The sequence below is a fragment of the candidate division KSB1 bacterium genome (assembly GCA_024655945.1).
In the GTDB taxonomy this organism is placed as follows: Bacteria; Zhuqueibacterota; Zhuqueibacteria; order JANLFK01; family Oleimicrobiaceae; genus Oleimicrobium.
Genome location: JANLFK010000006.1, coordinates 220,858 through 244,425, shown reverse-complemented (window position 1 = coordinate 244,425; position 23,568 = coordinate 220,858). Strand labels below are relative to the sequence as shown.

General features: G+C 62.0%; 15 protein-coding genes. All 15 read left to right on the top strand.

Translation table 11 applies throughout. The features are described from left to right. The first annotated feature begins 215 nt into the window (after nt 1-215). The 15 genes from NUW13_09905 (at nt 216) to NUW13_09835 (ending at nt 23,564) form a co-directional block, all read left to right on the top strand. Nucleotides 216-1,616 (top strand): hypothetical protein, encoded by a 1,401-nt coding sequence (locus tag NUW13_09905; protein MCR4439337.1) that lies wholly within the window; start codon nt 216-218, stop codon nt 1,614-1,616. A gap of 51 nt (nt 1,617-1,667) precedes the next feature. Further along, nucleotides 1,668-4,652 carry a TonB-dependent receptor gene (locus tag NUW13_09900; GenBank protein MCR4439336.1) on the top strand — a complete coding sequence of 995 codons (2,985 nt, stop codon included), beginning with the start codon at nt 1,668-1,670 and terminating at the stop codon, nt 4,650-4,652. A gap of 46 nt (nt 4,653-4,698) precedes the next feature. Further along, on the top strand, nt 4,699-6,528 hold the full coding sequence (locus tag NUW13_09895; GenBank protein MCR4439335.1) for a hypothetical protein: 1,830 nt from the start codon (nt 4,699-4,701) through the stop codon (nt 6,526-6,528). 19 nt (nt 6,529-6,547) lie between these two features. Continuing rightward, nucleotides 6,548-7,495 carry a PorV/PorQ family protein gene (locus tag NUW13_09890; protein ID MCR4439334.1) on the top strand — a complete coding sequence of 316 codons (948 nt, stop codon included), beginning with the start codon at nt 6,548-6,550 and terminating at the stop codon, nt 7,493-7,495. Nucleotides 7,496-7,541: 46 nt separating this feature from the next. After that, nucleotides 7,542-10,322, top strand: coding sequence for a glycosyl hydrolase-related protein (locus NUW13_09885; protein MCR4439333.1), 2,781 nt, complete (start codon nt 7,542-7,544; stop codon nt 10,320-10,322). Beyond that, nucleotides 10,319-11,386 carry a DUF4185 domain-containing protein gene (locus NUW13_09880; protein ID MCR4439332.1) on the top strand — a complete coding sequence of 356 codons (1,068 nt, stop codon included), beginning with the start codon at nt 10,319-10,321 and terminating at the stop codon, nt 11,384-11,386. Before NUW13_09885 ends, NUW13_09880 begins: the two co-directional genes overlap by 4 nt. Nucleotides 11,387-11,388: 2 nt before the next feature. After that, nucleotides 11,389-12,735, top strand: coding sequence for an ABC transporter substrate-binding protein (locus tag NUW13_09875; GenBank protein MCR4439331.1), 1,347 nt, complete (start codon nt 11,389-11,391; stop codon nt 12,733-12,735). Then, nucleotides 12,722-13,639, top strand: coding sequence for a sugar ABC transporter permease (locus NUW13_09870; protein ID MCR4439330.1), 918 nt, complete (start codon nt 12,722-12,724; stop codon nt 13,637-13,639). Before NUW13_09875 ends, NUW13_09870 begins: the two co-directional genes overlap by 14 nt. Before the next feature lie 17 nt (nt 13,640-13,656). After that, entirely contained in the window at nt 13,657-14,499 is an 843-nt protein-coding gene (locus NUW13_09865; protein ID MCR4439329.1) for a carbohydrate ABC transporter permease, read from the top strand. A gap of 30 nt (nt 14,500-14,529) precedes the next feature. Next, a complete protein-coding gene (locus NUW13_09860; protein ID MCR4439328.1) occupies nt 14,530-15,756 on the top strand; it encodes a methyltransferase in 1,227 nt (408 codons plus the stop codon). Beyond that, a complete protein-coding gene (locus NUW13_09855; protein MCR4439327.1) occupies nt 15,753-16,826 on the top strand; it encodes a DUF4185 domain-containing protein in 1,074 nt (357 codons plus the stop codon). The genes NUW13_09860 and NUW13_09855 overlap by 4 nt, the downstream gene beginning before the upstream one ends. Beyond that, nucleotides 16,819-17,385 carry a flavin reductase family protein gene (locus tag NUW13_09850; protein ID MCR4439326.1) on the top strand — a complete coding sequence of 189 codons (567 nt, stop codon included), beginning with the start codon at nt 16,819-16,821 and terminating at the stop codon, nt 17,383-17,385. The genes NUW13_09855 and NUW13_09850 overlap by 8 nt, the downstream gene beginning before the upstream one ends. Nucleotides 17,386-17,408: 23 nt before the next feature. Further along, a complete protein-coding gene (locus tag NUW13_09845; GenBank protein ID MCR4439325.1) occupies nt 17,409-17,804 on the top strand; it encodes a VOC family protein in 396 nt (131 codons plus the stop codon). A 107-nt stretch (nt 17,805-17,911) separates the two neighbouring features. Then, the gene (locus tag NUW13_09840) at nt 17,912-19,285 is read left to right on the top strand and encodes a hypothetical protein (GenBank protein ID MCR4439324.1); all 1,374 of its coding nucleotides are present in this window, start codon (nt 17,912-17,914) and stop codon (nt 19,283-19,285) included. Then, nucleotides 19,269-23,564 carry a right-handed parallel beta-helix repeat-containing protein gene (locus NUW13_09835; GenBank protein MCR4439323.1) on the top strand — a complete coding sequence of 1,432 codons (4,296 nt, stop codon included), beginning with the start codon at nt 19,269-19,271 and terminating at the stop codon, nt 23,562-23,564. The genes NUW13_09840 and NUW13_09835 overlap by 17 nt, the downstream gene beginning before the upstream one ends. Nucleotides 23,565-23,568: the final 4 nt, after the last annotated feature.

Sequence of the window (23,568 nt, the reverse complement as noted above, 5' to 3'; positions counted from 1 at the left end):
ACCATGCCACCGCCCGGGGACAGAATGACGCGAAGCTCTCCCTGATCACCTCACCAAGGTGGAAAGGTTTTGCCTGGTCCCTACAGCGTAGGCGAAAATCATCCTTGACTTTGTCCGCGTGAAGTTGTATTTTTGCTACGCCAATTTTGGCTGAGCATGGGGCCGAGTCTGATGACTCTCGGCCCCTTTGTCTCACTGACCCACACAGGTGAACTTTGACGACGCTATCCTCGACACAAGCGCCTGCCTATCTAAGTCGCCTCGGCGAAGAGTTTTTGGTCATCGAGAACCCAGCCTACGTTTTCCCCGACTACGAAGTTGTGCCACTCGCGCCCAAGATCGTAGCCCCGCGGCAAGAGCTGGTGGCGATCGTGCAGGATATGGACGGCACCACCACCACCACGGAGAACCTCTGTCTCCACTCCCTGGAGACGATGGTGCGACGCATCACCGCGCGGCTGAGCAAGGAGACGTGGGCTGGCCTGGACAGGGCGAAAGACTACCCGCACATCATCGGCAATAGCACTACCAAGCACGTGGAGTATCTGGTCAAGTCCTACGGCGACGCGATTGACATGGAGGCGTTCCGCCGTGCCTACTTAGAGGCTGCCCTGTGGACGTTGGCGGTCCGACCGGACGAAGGCCGCACTGCCGAGGTTGTCAACAATCTGCGCCACTTTGGCTGTGACCGGCTGCTTGCCGAAGAGGCCGTGCAGGCATGGCTCGCGCAAGGCCGGCAAGGCCAGGAGGTGGAATTGCCAGAGCCTGTGCAGAGGGCGATTGCTCAGGCGGCGCAAGGAGTGGCATTCGCGAGCTTCGCCGACCAGGTGCGCGCAGCCATCGATATCTACTACCAGCGCTATCACGAGATTCTGATTAAGGTGCAGCAAGGGAAGGCGGACCAGCTCCGCTCCTTGCTGCCGGATGCGACGCGCCGACTCATCGAGCCCATGCCGGGTGTTGGCGTGTTCTTGGCGGCGGTGAAAGGCTGGTTGGGCCAGGACCTGGCCCTCTTCGCCGATGAGTTGGCCCGCCACCTCGACCAGGCCCAGGCGACGGATGACCAGAGAAAGAGGCTGGCCGCCTTGGGGCGCTTGGTGGAACGCAAACCGCTCAAGGTCGCCGTGGTCACCTCTTCTATCGCTTACGAGGCGGAGATCGTCCTCGGCGAGGTGTTTCGCGTCATTCGCGAGCAGGTGCAGAGCTGGCCGCTTTCTGAGGAGCGGCGTCGCCAGCTGCAGGAGCGTTTTTCTTTGTACCGCCAGGTCTTCGACGCGGTCATCACCGCGTCCGATTCGAGCGAGATCCGGTTAAAGCCCCATCGTGATCTTTACAGCTTGGCGTTGCACCAGCTTGGCGTGGCGAAAGAGGACTTTGACAAGGTGCTCGGCTTCGAGGACAGTGAATCGGGAGTAGCCGCCATCCGGGCGGCCGGCATCGGGCTGTGTGTGGCCGTGCCGTTTGCGGACACACTCGGCCATCGGCTGGACCACGCTGCCCACATCTTGCACGGAGGGCTTCCGGAGGCGATGCTCCGACACGGTCTTTTCCTTGATGCGCGACTCCTGGCAGACGGGACGGTGCGGAAAGCTGCCGGGCAAGTGGCCTCTGGATGATCACAGGGCACCCTGATGGACAGGCCCACATGACATAACAGGGAGGAGGCGATGGCAGTGAACGCAATACTGCAGCGCGGGCGCGTTGCTGCCCTGCTTGGGCTGGCTCTCCTGGCAGGACAGGTCGCCTGGGCAGGCACCACCGGCAAGATAGCCGGGGTGGTGAAGGACGCCGAGTCTGGCGAGCCGCTGCCGCTGGCCAACGTCACGGTGAAGGGCACGTATCTCGGCGCCGCCTCTGACGACAAGGGGAGGTATCACATCCTCAGCGTGCCGCCGGGCACGTACACGTTGGTGATCACGATGATTGGCTACACACGCGTCGAGGTCACCAACGTCAAGGTGAGCATCGACCAGACCACGCGCGTGGATGTTGGCCTGCGTCAGGCGGTGCTGGACCTGGGTGCCTCCGTGGTGGTGGAGGCCGCGCGCCCCATCATCCAGAAGGATTTGACCACCAGCATCGAGGTCATCGGGGTGGACAGGTTGTACCAGGCCCCGGTGTCGCAGGTCCACGAGGCGGTCCATCTGCAGACCGGCGTTTTCTTCGACCCGATTCCGGTGGAGGGCAACCTGTCCGGCACCGGGCGTGGCGAGCCGCGTTACTCCATTCGTGGCGGCGAGCAGGACGAGGTGGTGTGGTTCATCGACGGCACGCGTTCGGCAGCCTGGTCTGAGGCGCGGGCCGATGCCGGCGGCTCCTTCACCCGCATCAATCGCGACGCGGTCAAGGAGATCCAGGTCATCACCGGCGGCTTCAACGCAGAGTACGGGCAGGCGCAGTCAGGCATCGTGAACGTGGTCACCAAGGAGGGCGACCAGTACCACTCATGGTCGCTGGATTACCAATATGGCCCGCCGCATCAGCGGCACTTTGGCACCTACCTCTACGACGGGGAGAAGAACATCGAATTCCGCCGGCATACGCTGGTGGATTCCGTCACCGGCAAAGCCTACCTGGACCCTGCCTGGTGGACGCCGGAGCGCCAGAAGCAGGTGTACGACTATCGCAATTTCGCCGACCACCAGCTGCAGCTCTCTTTTGGGGGCCCGGTGCCCGGGAAGTTCCTGCCCATAGTGGGCAACGAGCTGGCCAAGATGACCTTCTTTGCCACGGCCAGATACCAGCAGGAGGCCTATGACCTGCCCAGGCCGCGCGACACGCGCCAGCTGACCGAGTTCACCTTGAGCGGCAACTATGGCCTGCGGCCCGGCCTCAACATCAAGTTCGGCGGCCTGTACAGCCACGATGCCCATGCCACCAACGGGGAGGAGAGCTTTCCCTACTTCGCCAAGTACTACCGCGGTTACGGCACGCTCTTGGACAACTATGTGAAGCAGATGCGCCTGGGGGTGGTGCATGTGCTCAGCCCGCGCATGTTCTATGAGTTGAAATTGAGCTCTTACACGCTGGAGCAGCACGAGACGCCCAGCCCGTATCGAGTGCTGGGCGAGTCTAAGAACCCGGACATCTGGGGGTGGCACCGCTATGATGGGTTCGAGAATGAGCCCTTTCTCGCCCACCACTTCACCCCCTTGTCGCACAACGTGACCGGCGACTTGGCCGCGTTGGGCCACTTGAGCTGGCAGGTCAATGAGGCCAATCTGCTCAAGACGGGGTTCGAGTTCCACTACAACACTTACAAGGAAGAGAGTTGGGTTCTGGCGGAGTGGAGCTCCGACCTTCGCGACTGGCGGTGCCGCGGCCTCAACGAGACCTACCACCCGCTGCAACTGGCCCTGTACGTGCAGGATAAGATGGAATTCGAGAGCATGATCCTGAACGTGGGCGTCCGCTACGACCTCTACGATGGCAACCGTGATTGGTTCACCAAGGACAGCTTCGTGCTCAACCCGTCCTTAGATCCGGCGTACGATCCGTCCGCTGACCCTGACAAGGACGGCATCGACTCCTTCGGTCACAAGAAGTGGGACTTTGCCAACGTCTTGGCCAAGCCTCGCTACCGCGTGCCTGCCTTTCACTCAATCAACCCCCGTTTGGGGATCTCGTTTCCCATCACCGACCGAAGTGTGTTCCACTTCAGCTACGGGCATTTCTACCAGATGCCGCCCATCAATGCGCAGTATGAGTTCCTCTACTTCCGGCCGGTCTACGTGATCAAGGGGCAGCCCTCGGTGGACACTGACCCGGAGCGGGTCATCAACCTTACCTTGCAACCCTTGAAGCCGGAGAAGACCATTCAGTTCGAGCTGGGGTTCAAGCACCACTTTGAAAACATCGCGGTGCTCAACGTCACCGGCTTCTACAAAGATGTGTTCGACCAGGTGGAGCGGGCGCGGTTTTTGGACAAACGGATCTACGGCGTCGACCCGTACACCGGCAACGAGTCGCGCGTCTTCTACAGCAGTCGCTACAGTGGCGACTATGGCGACGCGCGCGGCTTGGAGGTGAGCCTGCGCACCCTGTTTAGCAGCCACCTGGTCTTGGACATGAACTACAGCTTCTCCAAGAGCACGCACGGGACGGCCACTCCCTGGCAGATTCACATCGACAAAGACGGCAAGGTGACTTACCAGTGGTACGTGGAGGCGAGCGATCGCCTGCCCACGGAGCGTTCCTTCAGCCGGCCGCACATCCTTCGGGCCAACCTCTTCCTCAAATACCCGGGGCGATGGCGCGTGCCGGTTGTCTACCAGCTGCTGGGTAACAGCGATTTGAGCCTTCTGTATGGCTATGTGAGCGGCCAGGCGTTCACTTACCTCGAGCCGGATGACCCGCCTGATTTGTTGGACAACCATCGCTTGCCTGCGCGGCAGAACTGGGACCTGAAGTTCAACCGCTACTTCACCATTGGGCAGCACACCCTGGCCTTTTACACGCGGGTCACCAACCTGTTCAACCAGAAGTGCATCAAGACGTGGGGGCTACCGGCGGCGTTCGATCCGCAGGCCATCGACCGCTTTGTCAAGACCGGACAACCGACTCTGGTCGACCCGGACGGTTTTGACCTCAGCTACATGATTTACTACGCGCCGCGCAGCGTGTGGGTGGGTCTCCGCTACAGCTTCCGTTAGGCGGAGGTGCTGCGACGCACAAGGCGGTGCAACGGAAGGAGAGCCCATGGAGAGAACCAAGGCTATCTGTTTCCTCACCGGTTTGGCCCTGTTCGTGCTGGCTGAAGCGGCCATGTCCCAGGTGCGGGTGCCGTTATTCAAGATTCACGACCGGGGCGACCTGTGGGAGACCATGAAGGACAACGGCCAAATTGGCGGCCTCTTTTCGCCTTTCGAGTACTATCCCAGCATGGACTGGCCGGGCGGGCCTGCCGTCCTCCCCAACAAGGACGAGCAGCGCTCCTACAGCCAGGGGGGTGGAGTCTGGATCGGCGGCAAAAAGGCAGGCGGAACGGTCTTTTTCAACGAGATGGGGCCGTTCGACTTTGTCGACCTGGGGACCTTTTACCTGATGGAGGAGGTGGAGAACTTTAACGGCTCGCGTGGCTTCAATCCCCACGAAGCCGAGGAGAAGATCACCGCCCGCTGGCGCACCAGCGATGGCATTCAGGTGACGCGCATCAGCAGGGCCTGGAGCTATCCGGCCTATGCCGACTTTATCATCATCGAATACCTCTTTGTCAATGCCTCCGGGCAGGTGCTGAGCGAGGTCTACTTTGGGTTCCCCTATCTGCTCCGGCCCAGCTATCAGGACATTCTGGTGCACGGCTTCTGGGGCGACAACCTGAACGTGGACGACGAAATGGTGGGCTATGACGCAGCGCGACGACTGCTTTATGCCTACGACTACTATCCCACGCAGGACATCAAGTGGGATTGGGGCAACTATTGGGAAAAGCGGGGCGAGCTGCGCACCACTGGCTATGCGGGCTTTGCGCCGCTCTACTGGGACCCGCCGAGCAACGGCGCGGAGCAGCCGGCGACCGTCTTTTGGGCCCAGGTCATCAACAACGCCCATCGCCTCACCATCACCAGCCGCACTGCTTCTGACCTGTACGCCATCCTCAACGGCACGGACAAGAGCCTGCAGGCTCCCGCGAACGAGCAACTCTCGCCCTTCATGTTGCAGGGCTTCGGGCCGTACGACATGGCCATCGGCGACACGGTGCGCATTGTCATGGTGGAGGCGGTGAACGGCATTGGCCTGGACCAAGCGGTGAAGGGGCTGAGCGCCCAGAATCTTCTGCCGGCCGGGCTGGACTCCTTGAAAAAGACCGTGGATCGCGCCAAGCAACTCTTCTCGCGAAACTATGTCCTGACGGCCTTACCGCCTCCGGCTCCGCAGGTCACCTACTACGTTCTCCCCTCGACGCAGGAGATCGTGCTCACCTGGCCACCCGACTTAGAGAGCTGGGTCAATCCGCTCACCGGCGCGGCAGAGATGGACATCTTCCGCATCTACCGCAGCGACCGCTCTCACATTGGCCCGTTTACCAAGGTACGCGACATTCGCATCAGTCGCAGTACCGACCGCAGCCGCTTCTTCGACGCGGAGCTGGGTCAGTGGAAGTACAAGGACAATACAGTCCAGGTCGGCGTCGGCTACTACTACGCCGTCACCTCGGTGAGCACGAAAGGCCAGGAAAGCGGAATGACCAACCGCAATACCAAGGCCCTGGTTACTGCACGGCAGCCGGCAGAAAATGCCCTGCAGGTGAGTGTCTTTCCCAATCCTTTCAGGTTGGTGTCCGGACTGCCCACCTCAGGCGAGGAGAGCTCCATTGTGTTCACCAATCTGCCGGCCAAGTGTACCATCCGCATCTACACGGTGAGCGGTGAGCTGGTGCGCACTCTGGAGCACGATAACCCCAACTCCGGCGAGCACGTGTGGGATCAGCTCAGCGATTCGCGGCAGAAGACAGCAGCCGGCATCTACCTTTACACGGTGGAGTCAGCGGTGGGCAATGCCAAAGGGACGCTGTTACTCATCAAGTGAGCCAACAGGAGAGCTGGCGATGATACGCAAGGCGCTGTTGTGCATACTTGTCTTGTCCTGGTGCTGCGCGGCGGCACAGGCGCAGTGGGACTATGGCTTCGAGTTCAGCAAGGCCGGCTCGGCAGGGGTGCAGTTCCTGAAGATTGGCGTGGGTGGCCGTGAGACCGCCATGGGCGAAGCCGCCCTGGCTACGACCAGGGGAGTGAACGCCATCTTCTGGAACCCGGCCGGGATCGCCTACGTGGAAAGGGCTGAGGCCGGGTTTTCCTATCGCAACTGGCTGCTCGACATTCGGCTGAGCGCGGCAGCGGCGGCAGTGGCCTGGGGCAAGGTCGGCGTGTTGGGCGTAAGCGTCATCCACATGGGGGTGCCGGAGTTCCAGGAGACCACGGTGCTAGCCCAGGACGGCACCGGGCGCATGGTGCAGGCGGGCGACCTTGCCGTGAGCATGGCCGTGGCGCGCCGCTTCACCAACAAGCTCTCCATGGGCGGGCAGGTGCGCTATGTGCGAGAGGAACTGGACAGGGACTCCTTTGCCAATGTGCTGGTGGATTTTGGCGCCATCTACGAGACAGGGTTCAGGCACTTGTGCCTCTCCGTGGCGGCGCAGCACTTCGGCCCGGACATCAGGTTCCTGCGCGACAAGTTCCGCATGCCGCTCATCTTCAGGATCGGCCTGGCCGACGATCTCATTCACACCGCCGCCAACCGGCTCACCTTGGCAGTGGACCTTCTCCATCCCACCGACAATCGCGAGCGCGCACACTTTGGCATGGAATACGGGCTGTTCGGCAGCTTGTTCCTGCGCGGTGGCTACCGCTCCAACTCCGACCTGGGCGCCTGGTCCTTTGGCGCCGGCCTCCGCCAGGAGTTGCTGGGCGTGGAAGGAGCCATCGACTACTCCTACGCCGACTACGGCCCCATTCTGGGCGGCGTGAGCAGCTTTACCATCAGCTTTGGTTTCTGAGAGTTGACCCTGGCACGGCACGGTGTTTCTCTGAGGAAGGGAAGACGTGGAAGGCACAGAAAAGCATTATGCGTTTCATGTCATCTCCAACACCCATTGGGATCGCGAATGGCGCTATCCGGCGCAAGAGACCCGGCTCCATCTTGTGGAGTTGATGGATTGGCTGTTGGAGCTCTTTGCCCGCTACCCGGAATACAAACACTACCATCTTGATTCCCAAACGATTCCGTTGGAAGACTACCTGGAGGTGCGGCCCGAGAAAAGGGAGGAGCTGAAAAAGTTCATCAGCGAAGGGCGCCTGCTGGTGGGGCCGTGGTACACACTGCCGGAGATGAACACGGTCAGCGGCGAGGCCATCGTACGCAACCTGATGCGGGGCCATAAGGTCGCCGGCCAGTTCGGCGCGGTCATGAAGGTCGGGTACACGCCGACCTCCTACGGCCAGCTTTCGCAAATTGCGCAGATCTACGCCGGCTTTGGCATCGACGGCATGATGTTCTATCGCGGCATCGCCCGAGACGAGTGCGCCACCGAGTACATCCTGGAGGCGCCGGACGGCACGCAGATTCTCGGACTGCGACTGAGTGCCTTGTTCAGCAGGGCCGCCTTCTGGATTCACCTGCTGCGGCCCACCATGTACGAAAATGCCTCCCACGATGGCATCTACCGCTGGTCGCTGGGCCAGATGCCCTTCCGCCGATGTGACGCGGCTGCCGGCGACCAGGATTACTGGCTGCTGAAGCCCTCGTCGCTGGAGCACTTTAACACTGCCGTGCTGGACGAAGGGATGAAGAACATCCGCGCCGATGTTGCCGCCGACGCTACCACGCCGTACCTCGTGGTGTTGGACGGCATGGACAGCGTCTTTCCCCATCCCAACACCATCAAGGTCATCGAGTACTGCAACGCCAAGCAGACGGGCGATGTGTACATCCACAGCTCTTTCCCGGCCGTCCTGGAGAAGATCAAGAAGGCGGTGGATCGCTCGCGGCTGACCGTGCTGAAGGGCGAGCGGCGCCACCCCAGCGTGGACAACTGGTTCAACAGGCTGCTGAAGGATAACATCTCCACGCGCCTCTACCAGAAGCAGATCAACGCGCGCATGCAAACGCTGTTGGAAAAGTGGGCCGAACCCTGGTCGGCGTTCGCCTTGCTGTTGGGTGAGGAGTATCCTGCGGCGCTGCTGGAGCTGGCCTGGAAACATCTGTTGACCAACCATCCCCACGACAACATCACAGGGGTGAGCGTCGACCAGGTGCACCGCGACATGCTCTACCGCTGGGACCAGGTGGGCCAAATCGGCGAGGCCCTCACCAATCGCGCCTGTGCATTTGTAGCCAAGCGCATTAACTTAGCACACGTGGCACCGGAACACACCGCCGTGGTGGTCTTCAACCCGTTGCAATTTGACCGGACGGAAATTGTGGAAGTGGAGGTGGACTTTCCGGAGGAGCCCAAGCATAAGGCGATGGCTGTGGTCGACGCCGAGACGGGCGAGCCGGTACGCTGCCAGCTTGCTGAGCGCAAGGAGTGGGGCGCGCTGGTGATGAATCCGTACGACATCCCTTCGCCGTTCTACACGCGCCGGTTCCGCTTCCTATTCGAGGCGGCGCAGGTCCCGGGCTGCGGCTACCGCACCTTCATCGTGCAGCGCAAAGAGGGGGAGCTGGTCAACTATGGCTCCATGATGGTGGCCAACGACACCATGGAGAACGAGTTCCTGCGGGTGCAGTTCCGGCCAAACGGGGTGTTTGACCTCACTCACAAGCCAAGTGGCCGCGTTTTCCGGAACTGCCATTTCTTCGAGGATGAAGCGGAAGCGGGCGACCCGTGGACGCACATCTCACCGTTGGCCAACGCAAAGGTGAGCTCCTTGGGGTGCGCCGCGCAATTGACGGTGGTGGAGGACGGCGAGCTGCAGACCACCGTGCAGGTGGACATGGTCATGCAGGTGCCGAAAGGCTTGGCGCCCGGAAAACAGCGCCGGAGCGACGAGCTGGTGGCGCTGCCCATCTCCTCGCGCATCACCTTGCGCAACGGCTGCCCGCGCCTGGACATCGTTACCACTTTTGATAACCAGGCCATGGACCACCGCTTGCGCGTCTGCTTCCCCACTGGGATTGCCGCCGCCGGCGTGGACGTGGAGACGGCCTTCGACGTGGTGACCAGGAGCATCGAGCTGCCCGACACGCGCGACTGGGTGGAGCCGATGACAGGGACTCAGCCTCACCTGTCCTTTGTTGGTATCTCCGACGGGAACGTTGGTCTGGCGCTCATCAGCCACGGGCTGGTGGAATATGAGGTGCAGGACAACGAGTGGCGCACCATGTTGCTGACGCTGATCAAGGGCGTGCGCTATCCGAAAGTGGGCCTGCCCCCGGAGCGCGTGGAGCGACTCGACCAGGTCGGCTCGCAATGCCTTGGCCGGCACACATGCGCCTATGCCCTGTATCCCCACTTTGGCAATTGGGAAGACGGCGAGGTATTCGCCCAGACGTACCGCCACTTTGCCCCGGTGAGGGCCTTCCAGTGCGGCATTTCCGCGGGCGACCTGCCGCCGCGCCTCAGCTTTTTGCGACTGCAGCCCAATGGCCTGGTGCTGAGCGCGGTGAAAAAGTGTGAGGAACGCGACTCGCTCATCGTGCGCTTCTTCAACCCGACCGAGAAAGCCGTGGAAGGACACCTGCACCTGGCGCGTCCAATCCGAAAGGCTTACCTCACGAACCTGAACGAGGAGCGCATGCGCCCTCTCCCGCTGGGCGACTCGGGCGACTTACGCCTCGAGGTGCCGCACAAGAAGATTGTCACCGTCGAGTTGGAGGTGTGAAGAGCACCTCGCCGGCCATGCGGAGCAACGACACGCACACGGCAGAGCCGAAGCCGTTGCAGGTCGCACAGGCGCGGGACTGCGGCCTTCTCTTCGTTGACAATCCCGTCAGGGTGATCGGCCAGGACTGCGCCTATTCCATACCTCTTGGCGATGGCGAAGCGCTGTGGGTGTTTGGGGACACGCTGCTGGGGACGTTTGACGAATCGGGAAGGCGACTGCTAGAGCGCATGCCGTCGAGCACCGGACTGCTCAGCGCCCCGGGCCTGCGCAGTTACTGCTATCTCACCGATGAGGGCGGGTATCCGCGGCAATTGCTCCCCTGGCTGTCAGAGGAGGACCCGGAGAGGTGCCGGATATGGCCGCTGCACGGCCTCTTTATGCATGGGCGCGTCTACCTGTTCTACGTGCGCGTGGCGTTGCTGTCAGGGCGATGCTGGCCGTACAAATTCGAGGTGGCGGGCACTGGCTTGGCGGTGGCGCGCTATCCAGAACTGGCCTTTGAGAGAGTTGTCAGGCAAGACTCAACTCTATGGTGGGCCGCGGATGAGCCATGCTACGGGGCAGCAGTGCTTTCGTTCTTTGCAGAGGGGATGGTGTACGTCTACGGAACGTGGCTGCGCGACGGTCATCACTATTGCAGCCTGGCGCGGGTGAATGCCGAACAGCTTGAGGAGCCGGAGGCTTACGAGTACTTGGTGAGCTCTGCCCCGGAATGGAGCCCCGAACGGCGGCGCGCCATCCCCATCATGGACGGCATGCCCACAGAGATGAGCGTCTCCTACAACGCACATTTGCGCTGCTACCTGGCCGTGCACTCCTGGGAGACCACAGGCAAGCTCGTGGCGCGCACGGCTCCTTGCCCCTGGGGTCCGTGGAGCCAGCCGCAACTGTTGTGGACGGCGCGCGTGCCCCTGCGCAATCCCCTGGTGTACGGGGGCCCACTCGTGTACGCGGGCAAAGAGCACCCCGAGTTAGCGCGTGAGCAGGGGAGAGTCATTTACCTGACGTTTGTGGAATTCGAGGAATACTACCCGCGGCTCATCGAGGTGACTTTGGAGTAGACGTGGCACGTGTGGTCAAATACACGGCGCTCCTCATCCTGCTCGCCGGGATGGTCTACCTGTTCAAGCCGGAGGAACCCCAGCGGCTCACCTCTTCCGGACGCGTGCGCGTGGAATTCTGGATGGCCACGGGGGCGCACGAAGAGTTCCCTGTCTCGGTGCGGCTTTTCAACGAGAGCCAGGACAGCATCGAGGTGGTGCCGGTGGCCATTCCTTGGAAGGAGAACGAAAAGAAGATCCTGACCGCCATTCTGAGTGGCAAGCCACCGGACGTCATCTCGCAGTTCAGCCCTATTGGCCGGTGGGCGGCGCGACGCGCGCTCATGCCCCTGGACGCGTTCATAACCCGCGACCGCTTCGACACCACGGTCTTTTATCCTCCCCTTTGGGCCGAGATGAAGTGGGAAGGCAAGGCCTTTGGCATCCCCTCGGCGGGCAGTTGCTATGGGCTCTTCTACAATCGCCGCCTTTTTCGCCAAGCAGGGCTGGATCCGGACCGACCGCCGCGCACCTGGGAGGAGCTCAGGCGCTATGCCGAGCGGCTGACGTTGCGCGACGAGCGGGGGCGTATCGTGCAGGCGGGCTTTATCCCCAACTACAGCGCTTTGGCGGCAGCAGTGGTCATGGCCTTTCAAAAGGGAGCCACCTTCCGCAGCGCCGACCTGTGCAGCGTGCGATTGGACGAGGCGCCGGTAGTAGAGGCGTTGCGCTGGACCGTGGACTACTACGACCACTACGGCTTGGCCGAGCTCACCGCCCTGCACCTGAGCTGCGGCATCAACGAACAGCATGGCTTCAACTCTGAGCGGGTGGCGATGATGATTTTAGACAACTCGCACGTCAACCAGATCAGGCGGTTCGCGCCACACCTGGACTACGGCATAAGCCTCATTCCCTGCGACGCAGGGGACAGGCCGGCAACGCAGGTGGGGAGCTTCTGGCTGGCCATTCCCCGTGGCGCCAAGTCAGCGGCGGCAGCATGGGAGTTTCTCAAGTTCACGGCGCGCATGGAGACGCAACTGCACGGCTTCTTAGCGGAGAAGGAGCCCTTGGTGCCCTCCAACCGTCTGGTGGCGCACCAAAAGGCCTTCCTGGAACGCATGCCGCAGATGGCGATCTTTGACAGCCTCATGTACCAGGGTTTTGGCAGCTCGCTGCTGCCCTTGGTGCACGACGTTTTCTGGCGCGAGTACTTCTTGGCAATGGAGATGGCGCTCAACCATCGCCTCTCCCCTGAGGAGGCATTGCGCCAGGCAAATCAACGCGTGCAGAAGCAGCTCGATGAGGCTGCCGAGTACGATCAGTATGTGCGCAAGAAGATGCCTTGGGAGAACTATGGCCAGGACTGAGAACAGCCGCGAGAGCTGGGCGTCGCGCCTGCGCCACAGCCAGGCGGCGCTGGCTTACCTCTTCGTCAGCCCGTGGGTCATTGGCTTCTTGGTGTTCGGCCTGTACCCGTTTGCCGCCTCCATCTACTACAGCCTGTGCCAGTACGATGTGCTGCGCGTGCCCAAGTTCATCGGCCTGCGCAACTACCGCGACCTCCTCTGTCACGACCCTTACTTCTGGAGGGCGATCTCCAACACGCTCTTCTACACAGTGTTGCGCGTGCCTCTGAACATCGCCGGTTCGTTGCTGTTGGCGGTGCTGGTCAACCAATCGGTGCGCGGTATCCGACTGTTTCGCACCGCGTACTTCTTGCCGTCGGTGGTCTCTGGGGTGGCCATTTCCGCAATCTGGATGTGGATCTTCAACCCACAGTACGGCATTCTCAACGCGCTACTGGAAATGGTCGGCATCCAGGGCCCGTCCTGGTTGGGGAGTACCACCTGGGCAAAGCCTGCCTTGGTGCTGATGAGCTTGTGGTCCATTGGCGGCGGCAGGATGCTGGTCTTTTTGGCGGCCCTGCAGGGCATCCCCACGCAGTTGTACGAGTCGGTGGCCATCGACGGCGGCGGCAAGTGGCGACAGTTCACCCATGTGACCTTGCCGCTGATCTCGCCGGTGCTCTTCTTATGGCTGATCATCGAAATCATGTTCTCGTTCCAGATTTTCACGGAAGCCTATGTCATGACCCAGGGCGGGCCGCTCAACTCCACCCTGTTCTACAACCTGTACCTGTACATCAAGGCCTTTGATGACTTTCAGATGGGCTACGCATCGGCATTGGCGTGGTTGCTGCTGTTGATGACCCTGGCCATCACTATCGTCCAGTTCCGCCTCAGCAAGAAGTGGGTGTACTATGAGGCATGAGGCACGGGGTAACTGACATGAGGCCATCGAGATTGCGCGTCCCCTGCAAAAAGGCGGTCGTCTACCTGTACTTGAGCATCCTGGCGATGGTCTTCTTGCTGCCGTTCTTCTGGATGCTCTCTACTTCGCTGAAAGGGAGTGAGCAGATTTTCACCTATCCGCCGCGCTGGATTCCCAAGCCGGTGCACTGGCAGAACTACCGCGATGTGTTGACCACTATGCCTTTTCTGCGTTATCTGTTCAACACGACGTTCATCACGGTGATGAGCATCATTGGCGTGGTGCTGTCGAGCTCCTTGGTGGCGTATGCCTTCGCCCGCCTGCGGTGGAAGGGGCGCGACTCACTTTTTCTGTTCATCATCGGCACCATGATGCTCCCCGCCCAGGTGACGATGGTTCCGGTGTTTGTGCTGTACAAGCATATCGGCTGGCTGGATAGCTTCAAGCCGCTGGTGGTGCCTCTGTTCCTCGGCGGTGGTGCATTCAACATCTTCCTGGTGCGGCAGTTCTTCCTCACCATCCCGCAGGAGCTGTCGGACGCCGCGCGCATCGACGGCTGTTCGGAGTTTCGCATCTACTGGAGCATCATCTTGCCTCTTGCCAAGCCGGCCGTGGCGACTATTGCCATTCTGGTCTTCATGATGCAGTGGAACGACTTTCTTGGGCCGTTGATCTTCTTGTCGAGCAAGTCGAAGGGGACGCTTGCACTCGGTCTGGCCATGTTGGTCGGCCAGCACACCACAGAGTACGGGATGCTGATGGCCGCCTCGGTTCTGCTTCTCATCCCGGTCGTGGTAATTTTCTTCCTGTTTCAGCGCTACTTCGTGCAAGGTCTTATGATGACCGGCATCAAGGGGTAGCCGGGATCAACACAGAGGAGGTGAAGACGCATGACCTCGCGGGAGCGGGTGTTGAAGACGTTACGCCACGAGGAACCGGACAAGGTGCCCATCGACTTTGGTGCGATGCGCTCCACCGGGATCATGGCCATTGCCTACAATCGCCTGAAGGCCTACCTCGGGCTCTCGGGCGGCTACACCCGCGTGTACGACGTGCCGCAGCAGTTGGCCGAGCCGGAACCGGCCATCCTGCAGCGCTTCCAGGTGGATGTGGTGGACCTGGCCAACACCATGGGCAGGCATCCTGAGGACTGGCTGGACTGGCCGCTGCCGGACGGAAGTCCAGGACAGGTGCACCGCAGTTGTTACCCGGTGCGGAGGAACGGCGAGTGGGTGCTAATGGACGGCGAGCGTGTTGCGGCGCGCATGCCCCAGGGGGTGCGCTACTTCGAATCGTGCAATCCCCCCCTGGCGCATGCCACTTCCAGCCGTGACATCAAGGCCTATGCCTGGCCCATGCTCACCGACGAGATGCTCCGCGTGCTCGAGGAGCAAGCAAAGTTCCTCTACCACGAAACTGACTATGCGATTATGGGCGGGTTCGGCGGGAATATCTTGGAGCTGGGACAATCGCTGCGGGGTTGGGATACCTTCATGATGGACCTGGCCGGGAACCGGGCCTTCGCAGAGGAGCTTATGGACACAATGGTGGAAGTTCACCTGAAGAACTTGGAGGCTTACCTGCAGGCGGTGGGCGACTACATCCAGCTCATTCAGATGGGCGATGACCTGGGCACGCAGAAGGGCCCGCAGCTCTCGCCGGACATGTACCGCGAGCTCATCAAGCCGCGGCACAAGGCCATCTACCAGTACGTGAAGCAGCACGCCGAGGTGCACGTGTTTCTGCACAGCTGCGGCTCTATCTACGCGCTGATCCCCGACTTGATCGACGCCGGGGTGGAGGTGCTCAACCCGGTGCAGACTTCGGCGGCCGACATGGAGCCGGCGCGCCTGAAGCGGGAGTTTGGGGAGCAGATCACCTTTTGGGGCGGGGGTGTCGATACGCAGCACCTGCTCCCGGAAGGCAGGCCTGAGGAAATTGCCGCAGCGGTGGAAGAAAGGATGCGCATCTTTGCGCCGGGAGGGGGGTACGTCTTCACCCAGGTGCACAACGTGCAGGCCAACGTGCCGCCAGAGAACGTGGTCGCCGCCTACGATGCCGCCATCATGGTGCGCGACTACCCCATCTCGCCCGCAGGCAGCGGAGGGCGCAAGTGAGCAGGAGCCTGGCCCTCACTACTACGGCGGCGCCCATGCCAGAGTTGGAGCGCCTCTTTCGGGAAGGCACCAACGGCTGGCTGGGCGGCGACTGTGCCTTCAGCACCCCGCTGCGCGAGGGGCGGATCCTGTGGCTGTTTGGGGATTCGTTCGTCAGCCCGGATCCTGCGGCGCGCTCGCGCGCCGGCTCACACATCGTGGCCAATACGATTGCCATCCAGAGCGGCCACAAGCTGCGCTTCTGGTGGAAGGAAGGCGAAGGGGGGCCAACTGCCTTTTTCTCTTCGCCTGAACTGCCAGGGCGAAGCTGGCCGTTGAGCGCCATCCGGCTGGGCGAGGCCCTGGCGGTGTTAGCAGTGCGCGTGGTCACCGTGGATCCAAATCAGGTGACCGGCTTCCGCATCGTCGGGCACGAGGTCTACTGGGTGTCCAACCCCGACGACGAGCCTCACCGCTGGCAGATGACCCTGCAGCAACTGCCCTGGTCGGAGAGGACAGGGACCTATGGCTCCTGGCTCTTGGCGCACCAGGGGTACCTGTACATCTACGGATTCTTGCGCCATTTCCGCAGTTGGTTCAAAGAGGTGTGGACACTGGTGGCGAGGATCCCCCTTGAGGATGCCCACCGGCTGCTTAAGCCTGAACGCTGGGAGTACTTAGACGGCGAGCGTGGCAGGTGGCACAAGGACCCTGCGGCCGCGCGCGCGGTGCTGAGCAAAGGGGCCACTGAGTTCTCGGTGAGCTACCTGCCAGAGCTGGGCAAATTCGTGCTCGTGGCAGCCTCATGGCAGCGTGGTAACCCCATTCAGCTCCGTGTGGCTGACACGCCCTACGGCCCTTTTTCGGACGCCGTCACGGTGTTTGTCTGCCCGGAAGCCTTGAAGAATCGCCGCTACTTCTGCTATGCCGCCAAGGCACATCCCGAGCTGGCAAGTGACAGCGCGGAGCTGGTGGTCAGCTACGCGGTCAACTCGCGGAGGTTGGAGGACTGCTTCCAGGACGAGGATGTCTACTACCCGCGTTTCCTGTGCGTCTCTGTTGGGTCGCAAGGGAGAGAAGAGGATGGCTAAGGTGCGCATCAACAACGATGTCAGCATGTACCCGATGCCGGTGGTTTTGGTAGGCGCCATGGTGGGAGGGCGCGCGAATTTTCTCACCGTGGCCTGGGTGAGCCGCGTCCACTACGATCCGCCGATGATTGGCATCGCTCTCGGCGCAGACCACTACACCAATCCGGGCATCGAAGAAAGCGGCGCATTCAGCGTCAATGTGCCGAGCGTCGAGCTGGTCGACAAGGTCGATTTTTGCGGCCTGGTCTCCGGTCGTGAGTTTGCCAAAGACTCTTTGTTTGAACTATTCTACGGGGAGATCACAGGGGCGCCCATGGTGGAGGAATGTCCACTTTGCCTTGAGTGCCGCTTGGTGAAAAAGGTGGAGCTCCCGGGCGACGTGCTCTACATTGGCGAGGTCGTGGCGAGCTATGCGGAGCGGCGTTGTGTGAAGCGCGGCAGACTGAACGTGCGCGAAATTAAGCCGTTTGCTCTTACCATGCCCGACAATCGTTACTGGACCTTGGGACAGCCAGTGGCGAAGGCCTGGCAAGTGGGCAAGCGGCTTAAGAAGAAGTGAGCAAGACTGCACCGGAGGAAGACATGGCGAAGAGGGTGACGCCGTTTCTCATGTTCGAGGGTCGGGCCGAGGAGGCGATGCAGTTTTACACCGGGCTTTTCCCGAAGTCGCGTATCACGCTCCTCGAGCGATACGGCCGCGGTGAGGGAGGCCCTGAGGGCACCGTGAAGCTGGCGGAGTTCACCTTGCAAGGCCAACGCTTCCTGTGCATCGACTCGCCCATCAAGCACGAGTTTGGCTTTACCCCTGCGTTCTCCCTGTTTGTTGAGTGTGAGGATGAACAGCAATTGCAGCAGTACTTCGATGCCCTGTCTGCTGGCGGCGCCGTGCTCATGCCTCTGGACAACTATGACTTCAGCCGCAAGTTTGCCTGGGTGAAGGACCGGTTTGGGGTGTCCTGGCAGCTCAACCTCTGGTGAGAAACCGGGTGGCGCCGGTTCCCTCTGCCCACCCGGGAGGAAGAGGCAGGCAACGGGTGTCTGCATTTGCGGGTTTGGTTTGTGGGACAGCCAAGGAAGGATTGAAGATGCGACGCTACAAGAAGCTGAGCTACAATGGAGCTGGGGAGATGATGTTTGGGCGGGCGCTGCATCCGCTGCGCTGTGGCTTCGACTTGGTCATAGGAGCGGGAGAGGTGTTCCCGGAGGTCAATTACACACTGCCGCCTATGGAGGTGTCGCCAGACAAACTTCCGGCAATTCTGGAGCAGTACCGCGAGATGGTGACCAGCGTCCTTTCGCGGGCCCAGATTCTTGGGGCCCCGGGCGTGGTGCTCGAGTTCGAGCATGCTCCCCAGATGACCGGCCAGGTGGAGATTGGCGTGGCGATCACCCAGCAGACCCGAGAGCTGATGGAAGAGTTCTACCGCACGCACGGCCTTCGTTCGGCCCTGCGCGCGACGGTGTGCGACATCCGCGATGAGCTCCGCCCGCCGCGCATGCGCAGCGGGCAGGCAACAGAGACCATGCTGCGCTCTTTTGCGGACAACGCTCGGGCTGGGGCGCACATGCTGTCCATTGAATCGACAGGGGGCAAGGAGGTGCACGACCGCGCCCTGCTGGAAGGGGACGTGGTCGGGATTCTCTTCGCCCTCGGCGTGTTGGCACCGCGGGACATGCACTTCTTGTGGGGCGAGATTGTCCGCATCGCCGGAGAGACAGGCACCATCCCGGCGGGAGATACAGCATGCGGCTTTGCCAACACGGCGATGGTCCTGGCCGACCGCCACTATCTGCCGGCGGTACTGGCCGCGGTAGTGCGTGCCATGTCGGCGGTGCGCTCGCTGGTGGCGTTCGAGCAGGGTGCGGTAGGGCCGTCCAAAGACTGTGCCTACGAGGGGCCAGTGATGAAAGCCATCACGGGGCTGCCCATCTCCATGGAAGGGAAGAGCTCGGCCTGTGCTCACTTTAGCCACATGGGCAATGTGGCTGCGGCCGTGTGTGACCTGTGGAGCAACGAATCGGTGCAAAACGTCAGGCTGCTTTCCGGGTCTGCCCCGGAGGTGTTCACGGAGGTGCTCCTCTACGACTGCCGTCTTTTCAACCAGGCGCTGGCGGCCAAGCAGGAGAAGGTGCTGCAGAGGCTGCTGGTCGACTCGGATGTAGGCCGCAGCGTGCACGCGCTGATGGTGGCGCCAGAGAGCGCGGTGGCTATTGCCCGCGCGATTGTTGCTGAGGATGGCGACTTTCAGAGGACGCGGCAGGCCGGGCTGGCCGGGTGCGCCGTCATCCGCGAAGCACTAAGCAGCGGCGCCCTGCAACTTGTGCCCCGCGAGCTTGATTGGCTGAGCAGAATCGAAGATGAGCTGGCTGCCTGTGATAGCGAAGACAAGGCGACGGAACACGGGTTCGCGACCTATGGAGAGCTTTTTGCCGGGGAGGAATATGGCCTTCCTGCGTAGCATGCCTCGCCGGCGCCTCTGTGCTGCCCTCACCTTGTCGGCCGGGCTCGCCCTGCTGAGCTCCTGCTTGGAGATCGACCAGGTCCACCAGCCGCGCGTGGCGGCCCCCGGTGACACGCTGACCGTGACTTTGGATATTCACAGCCAAGGGACGGACCCCAATCCCCACGCCGTCTTTGTCACGGTCTTGGTGCCCAATGATTGGCAGCCCATCGGCGCTTCCTACCAGAGCCAGAAGTACGGGAGTGGCGAGTTCCTCCTCAGCCAGTACTGGGCAGACTCGTGTGAGGTTGTGCACCCCAGTGGGCCTGACTACAAGTGGGTCGGCTTCTTGACAGCGCGCGGCTTCTTGGCCAACGAGGAACGCATCGACGCCACGGTAACGTGCAGGCTGAAGGTAGGCGCAAAGACCGGCGGCTATCAACTGGCATACACTCTTGGCGAGGACGCGCTGGGTTACGACACCAGCTGGGGGGACGTGTACGATGTGGTATTCGGCGTACCCATCGACGTGGTCACCCACCTGGAGGTTCCGCAGGATTACCCCACCGTCCAGGCGGCGGTCCAAGCGGCAGAGCCAGGTGTGGTGGTGCTGGTGCACAGCGGCGTGTACGTGGAGCACGTGCACCTGCAGCCGGGTGTGACGCTGCAGGGCGACGGAGTAGGAAAGACCGTGCTGCTGGCTGCCGACCCTGCCCCGACGGTGCGCGGCGCACAGGGCGCAAGCATCTCCGCGCTGACCATTGTCAACAACGCCACAGGTGGCACTGTCGTGCAGGCAGCAAGCGCCAACCACATGTGCGTGAGCAACGTGGAGGTGGTCATCCCTGCCCAGGGCATAGGGGTAGTGGGCGATTTCGCGACCGGCCTCAGCAATGAGGGTGTCATCTTGCGCGCGACAGGCGGCCGTGCCACAGGTGTTAGGGCGCAAGGAGCGGAGCTTACCATTTCTGGTAGCCGCGTGGAGAACGTGCTCCTGGGCATTGCGTTGACCGAGAGTCGGGGCAACATTGCTCGCAATCTGTTCGTCGGCTGCGACTCGGCTGCGGTTCTCATGGCCGGCTGTCCGACGACGACCGTGATGAACAACACCGTGGACAGTTGCGGCCACGGGATTGTGGCCCTGGCTTCTGCGGCGACGGCGTTCAACAACATCATCGTCAGAAGTCGTGGCTATGGCGTCTGGACGACAGGCGAGCTCAGTTGTCGTTACAACGACCTTTGGCAAAACGTCGCCGGCGACTACTTCGGCTGTGCGCCTGGTCAGGGCGCCATTGCAGCAGACCCGCGCTTCGTCGGGGGTAGCCCATTCGACTACCATCTCGCAGCAGACTCGCCGTGCATCGACGCCGGTGACCCTGCAGGGCCGCGCGACCCGGATGGCACGGTGGCCGACCTCGGCGCCTTCCCCTTCCAGCAGCCGGGCATCGCCTCGAGCATCAACTACGTCTACCTCATCCACTTTACCCATCTGGACATTGGCTTCACCGATCCGCAGGATATGGTTGCCACGCAGTATAAGGCCATTATCGACCGCGCCATCCAGTTTGCCGAGACGATACCGGAGTACAAATGGACCATCGAGAGCGTCTGGCAGTTGGAGCAGTGGTTGGCGCAGAGCAGCCCAGCGGACGTGGCACGCCTGCAGCGGTTGGTGGAGGCAGGCAAGATGCACCTCTGTGCCGGCTATGCAAACATGCACACCGCCGTGCTGGGCAGCGAGGAGATCAACCGCTTTCTTTATCCCGCTGAGGCGTACCGGCAGCGGTTCGGTTTCCAGGCCAACACCCTCTTGCAGAACGACGTGCCGGGGTTTTCCTGGTGGATGCCCACCGTGCTGGCCAACGCGGGTGTCCGCTACTTTGCCGCCGGCGTCAACCAGAGCTTCGGCGGCAGCGCGCAGATCCCGCGGCAGCACAACCCCTTCTACTGGCAGGGCCCTGACGGCCAGAAGGTCCTCACCTGGATCAGCCGCGGAAGCTACATGGAGTGGCTGTCCACCTACAGCATGGGCAACGTGAGCACTTTCTACCAGGCCCTGCAGAATGAGCTGCAGGCATACCAGGCGGCCGGCTATCCCTACGATGCAATTCTGATCATGGTGGGCAGCTTGGAAAACACCTACCCGACGACGCTCATCACCAGCATGGCGCAGGCCTGGAACCAGCGCTATGCCAATCCGAAACTCATTGTGGCCGGCCCGGATGAGTTCTTCGCCCACTTGGAGGAAAAGTACGGGCAGCAGTTTGCGACCTATCGGGGTGACTGGGCAGGAGGATGGGACCTGGTCTCGCTCAACGCGCCACAAAGCATGGGCATGAATCGCCAGGCGCACGACTTGGCCATGGCTGCCGAGGAGGTGGCCGCCATCAACGAGCTGCTGGGAATTGCTCGCGCACCTCGCGAGGCGCTGGACATGGTGTATGCCAACATGCTGCAGTTCGACGAACACAGCGGCGGTGGGGCGCCGTGGCCAGAGCTCATGACACCCCAAGAGGCTCAGCGTCAGAGCGAGATTGCCGTAGGCTTTGCTCGCGCTGCCCTCACTGGCGCGCAGTCGCAAGTGCAGCAAGGCCTGCAGCTCATAGCCACCCAAGTTGTTAGCCCTGAGCCGGGAATCCTGGTCTTTAACCCGCTCAGCTGGGAACGGAGCGACGTGGTGCGCGTAGAATTGGACGCTACCTGGCACTCCCACCCGCTGCGCGTGGAAGATGCACTGACCGGCCGCATCCTTCCCCACCAATGGTTGGAGCAGGAGCTCCTCTTTCTGGCCGAGCACGTGCCGCCTCTGGGCTATCGCTTGTTCTTCCTGCGTGACAGCAGCAAGAGCGCTAACGCACCCGGCGCGGTTCTTCGTTCGTCCTCCCACGCAGAGGTGGAAAATGAGTTCTTCCGGGTGCGCGTGGACCCAAGCGACGGACGCGTCGTGAGTCTGTTTGACAAGCGCCGTGGCCGGGAACTGGTGAACGCAGCCAGCCCCTTCCCGTTCAACGGTTGGCTGAAGGCCGTGGGCAACGGCCAGGTGATGCCGCTGGGGAGCGCCCGGGTGGACACCGCGGTGCGCGGTCCTGTGGCCCGCGCCCTGGTCATCGAACGGAGCGGCACGCCCTTCGTGCGGAGCGAGATCTGGCTCTACCAGGGCCTGCCTCGTGTGGAAGTCGTCAACCTCATGGATCGGCGCCTCATGGAGTGGGTACCCAATAGCGTGGGCTCGGAGCAGTACGCGTACGTGTTCCCTTTTGCCATGCAGAACTTTAGCACCTACTTGGAGGGGCCGCATGGCTTCTGGAACCCGACCAGCGATCACCTTCCGGGTGCGCCACGGGGCTGCTTTGCCATCCAGCACGGCGGGTGCGTGACCGACGGCAGCTATCGCATTGCCTGGGCCTTGCGCGAGACCTTCGCCGTAGAGTTTGAGCGTTTCCACGGCGTGGAGGCCTCCTTTAACCCGAGCGAAGCCACCTTGCTCTGCCGGTTTATCAAGAAGGAGGATGAGGGGAGATTCGCAGGGGGCAGCGTCGGCCCCATCGATGCGGAGCCAGGAACCAGCCCGCTGATAGTGTCGGCCTTCGCGTTTGCTGCGGATAGCGGGGGCTTCGACCCGGTGGCAGTGGCCCAATTCGCCTGGGGCTTCGGCACGCCGCTGTTCGGCTGCCAGGTGCTGCGCAACGACAACGGGCTTCTCTCTGCGGCTGCGGCCAGCTTTCTCTGGTGCGACCAGCCGCAGGTCATGGTGGTGAACCTCAAGCAGGCCCATTGGGGCGGCGGGACGATTATCCGCCTCATGGAGCTCAGCGGGCAGCCGGCCGAGATCACCCTGGGCTCCGAGGTCTTTCGCCTCCCCTCGGCGGTGGTTACCGACGGTGTGGAGCATGACCGCACGGCGGCTGCGCTGCATTCCAGGGGCGTGCGCATCTCCGTCGGCCCGCGCGCGATTGTGACGGTGCGCCTTAACGACGTCTCTTCGAGCGCAGCTCCCCAGGAAGAGGAGGATGCGTGGGGGCAGTGGGGGTTAGAGCAAAACTATCCCAACCCCTTTAACCCGGAGACCACCATCTCCTACCGGGTGCCTGAGCAGACGCGGGTGGTCATCGTCCTGTTCAACAGCAAGGGACAAATGGTGCGTACCTTAGTGGACGCCACCGTACCTCCTGGCCGGCATGCGGTGCACTGGCGGGGCGACGATGCCGACGGCAAACCCGTGGCAAGTGGTCTGTACTTCGTGCGCATGACTGCCGGGGACCAGGTGCGGCGAAGAAAGCTGATCCTTCTCAAATAAACAG

Excerpts from the sequence above, each read along its gene's own strand:
- NUW13_09900 (MCR4439336.1), top strand. The coding sequence starts at position 1,668 with ATGGCAGTGAACGCAATACTGCAGCGCGGGCGCGTTGCTGCCCTGCTT.
- NUW13_09895 (MCR4439335.1), top strand. The coding sequence starts at position 4,699 with ATGGAGAGAACCAAGGCTATCTGTTTCCTCACCGGTTTGGCCCTGTTC.
- NUW13_09890 (MCR4439334.1), top strand. The coding sequence starts at position 6,548 with ATGATACGCAAGGCGCTGTTGTGCATACTTGTCTTGTCCTGGTGCTGC.
- NUW13_09870 (MCR4439330.1), top strand. The coding sequence starts at position 12,722 with ATGGCCAGGACTGAGAACAGCCGCGAGAGCTGGGCGTCGCGCCTGCGC.
- NUW13_09865 (MCR4439329.1), top strand. The coding sequence starts at position 13,657 with ATGAGGCCATCGAGATTGCGCGTCCCCTGCAAAAAGGCGGTCGTCTAC.
- NUW13_09860 (MCR4439328.1), top strand. The coding sequence starts at position 14,530 with ATGACCTCGCGGGAGCGGGTGTTGAAGACGTTACGCCACGAGGAACCG.
- NUW13_09850 (MCR4439326.1), top strand. The coding sequence starts at position 16,819 with ATGGCTAAGGTGCGCATCAACAACGATGTCAGCATGTACCCGATGCCG.
- NUW13_09845 (MCR4439325.1), top strand. The coding sequence starts at position 17,409 with ATGGCGAAGAGGGTGACGCCGTTTCTCATGTTCGAGGGTCGGGCCGAG.
- NUW13_09840 (MCR4439324.1), top strand. The coding sequence starts at position 17,912 with ATGCGACGCTACAAGAAGCTGAGCTACAATGGAGCTGGGGAGATGATG.
- NUW13_09835 (MCR4439323.1), top strand. The coding sequence starts at position 19,269 with ATGGCCTTCCTGCGTAGCATGCCTCGCCGGCGCCTCTGTGCTGCCCTC.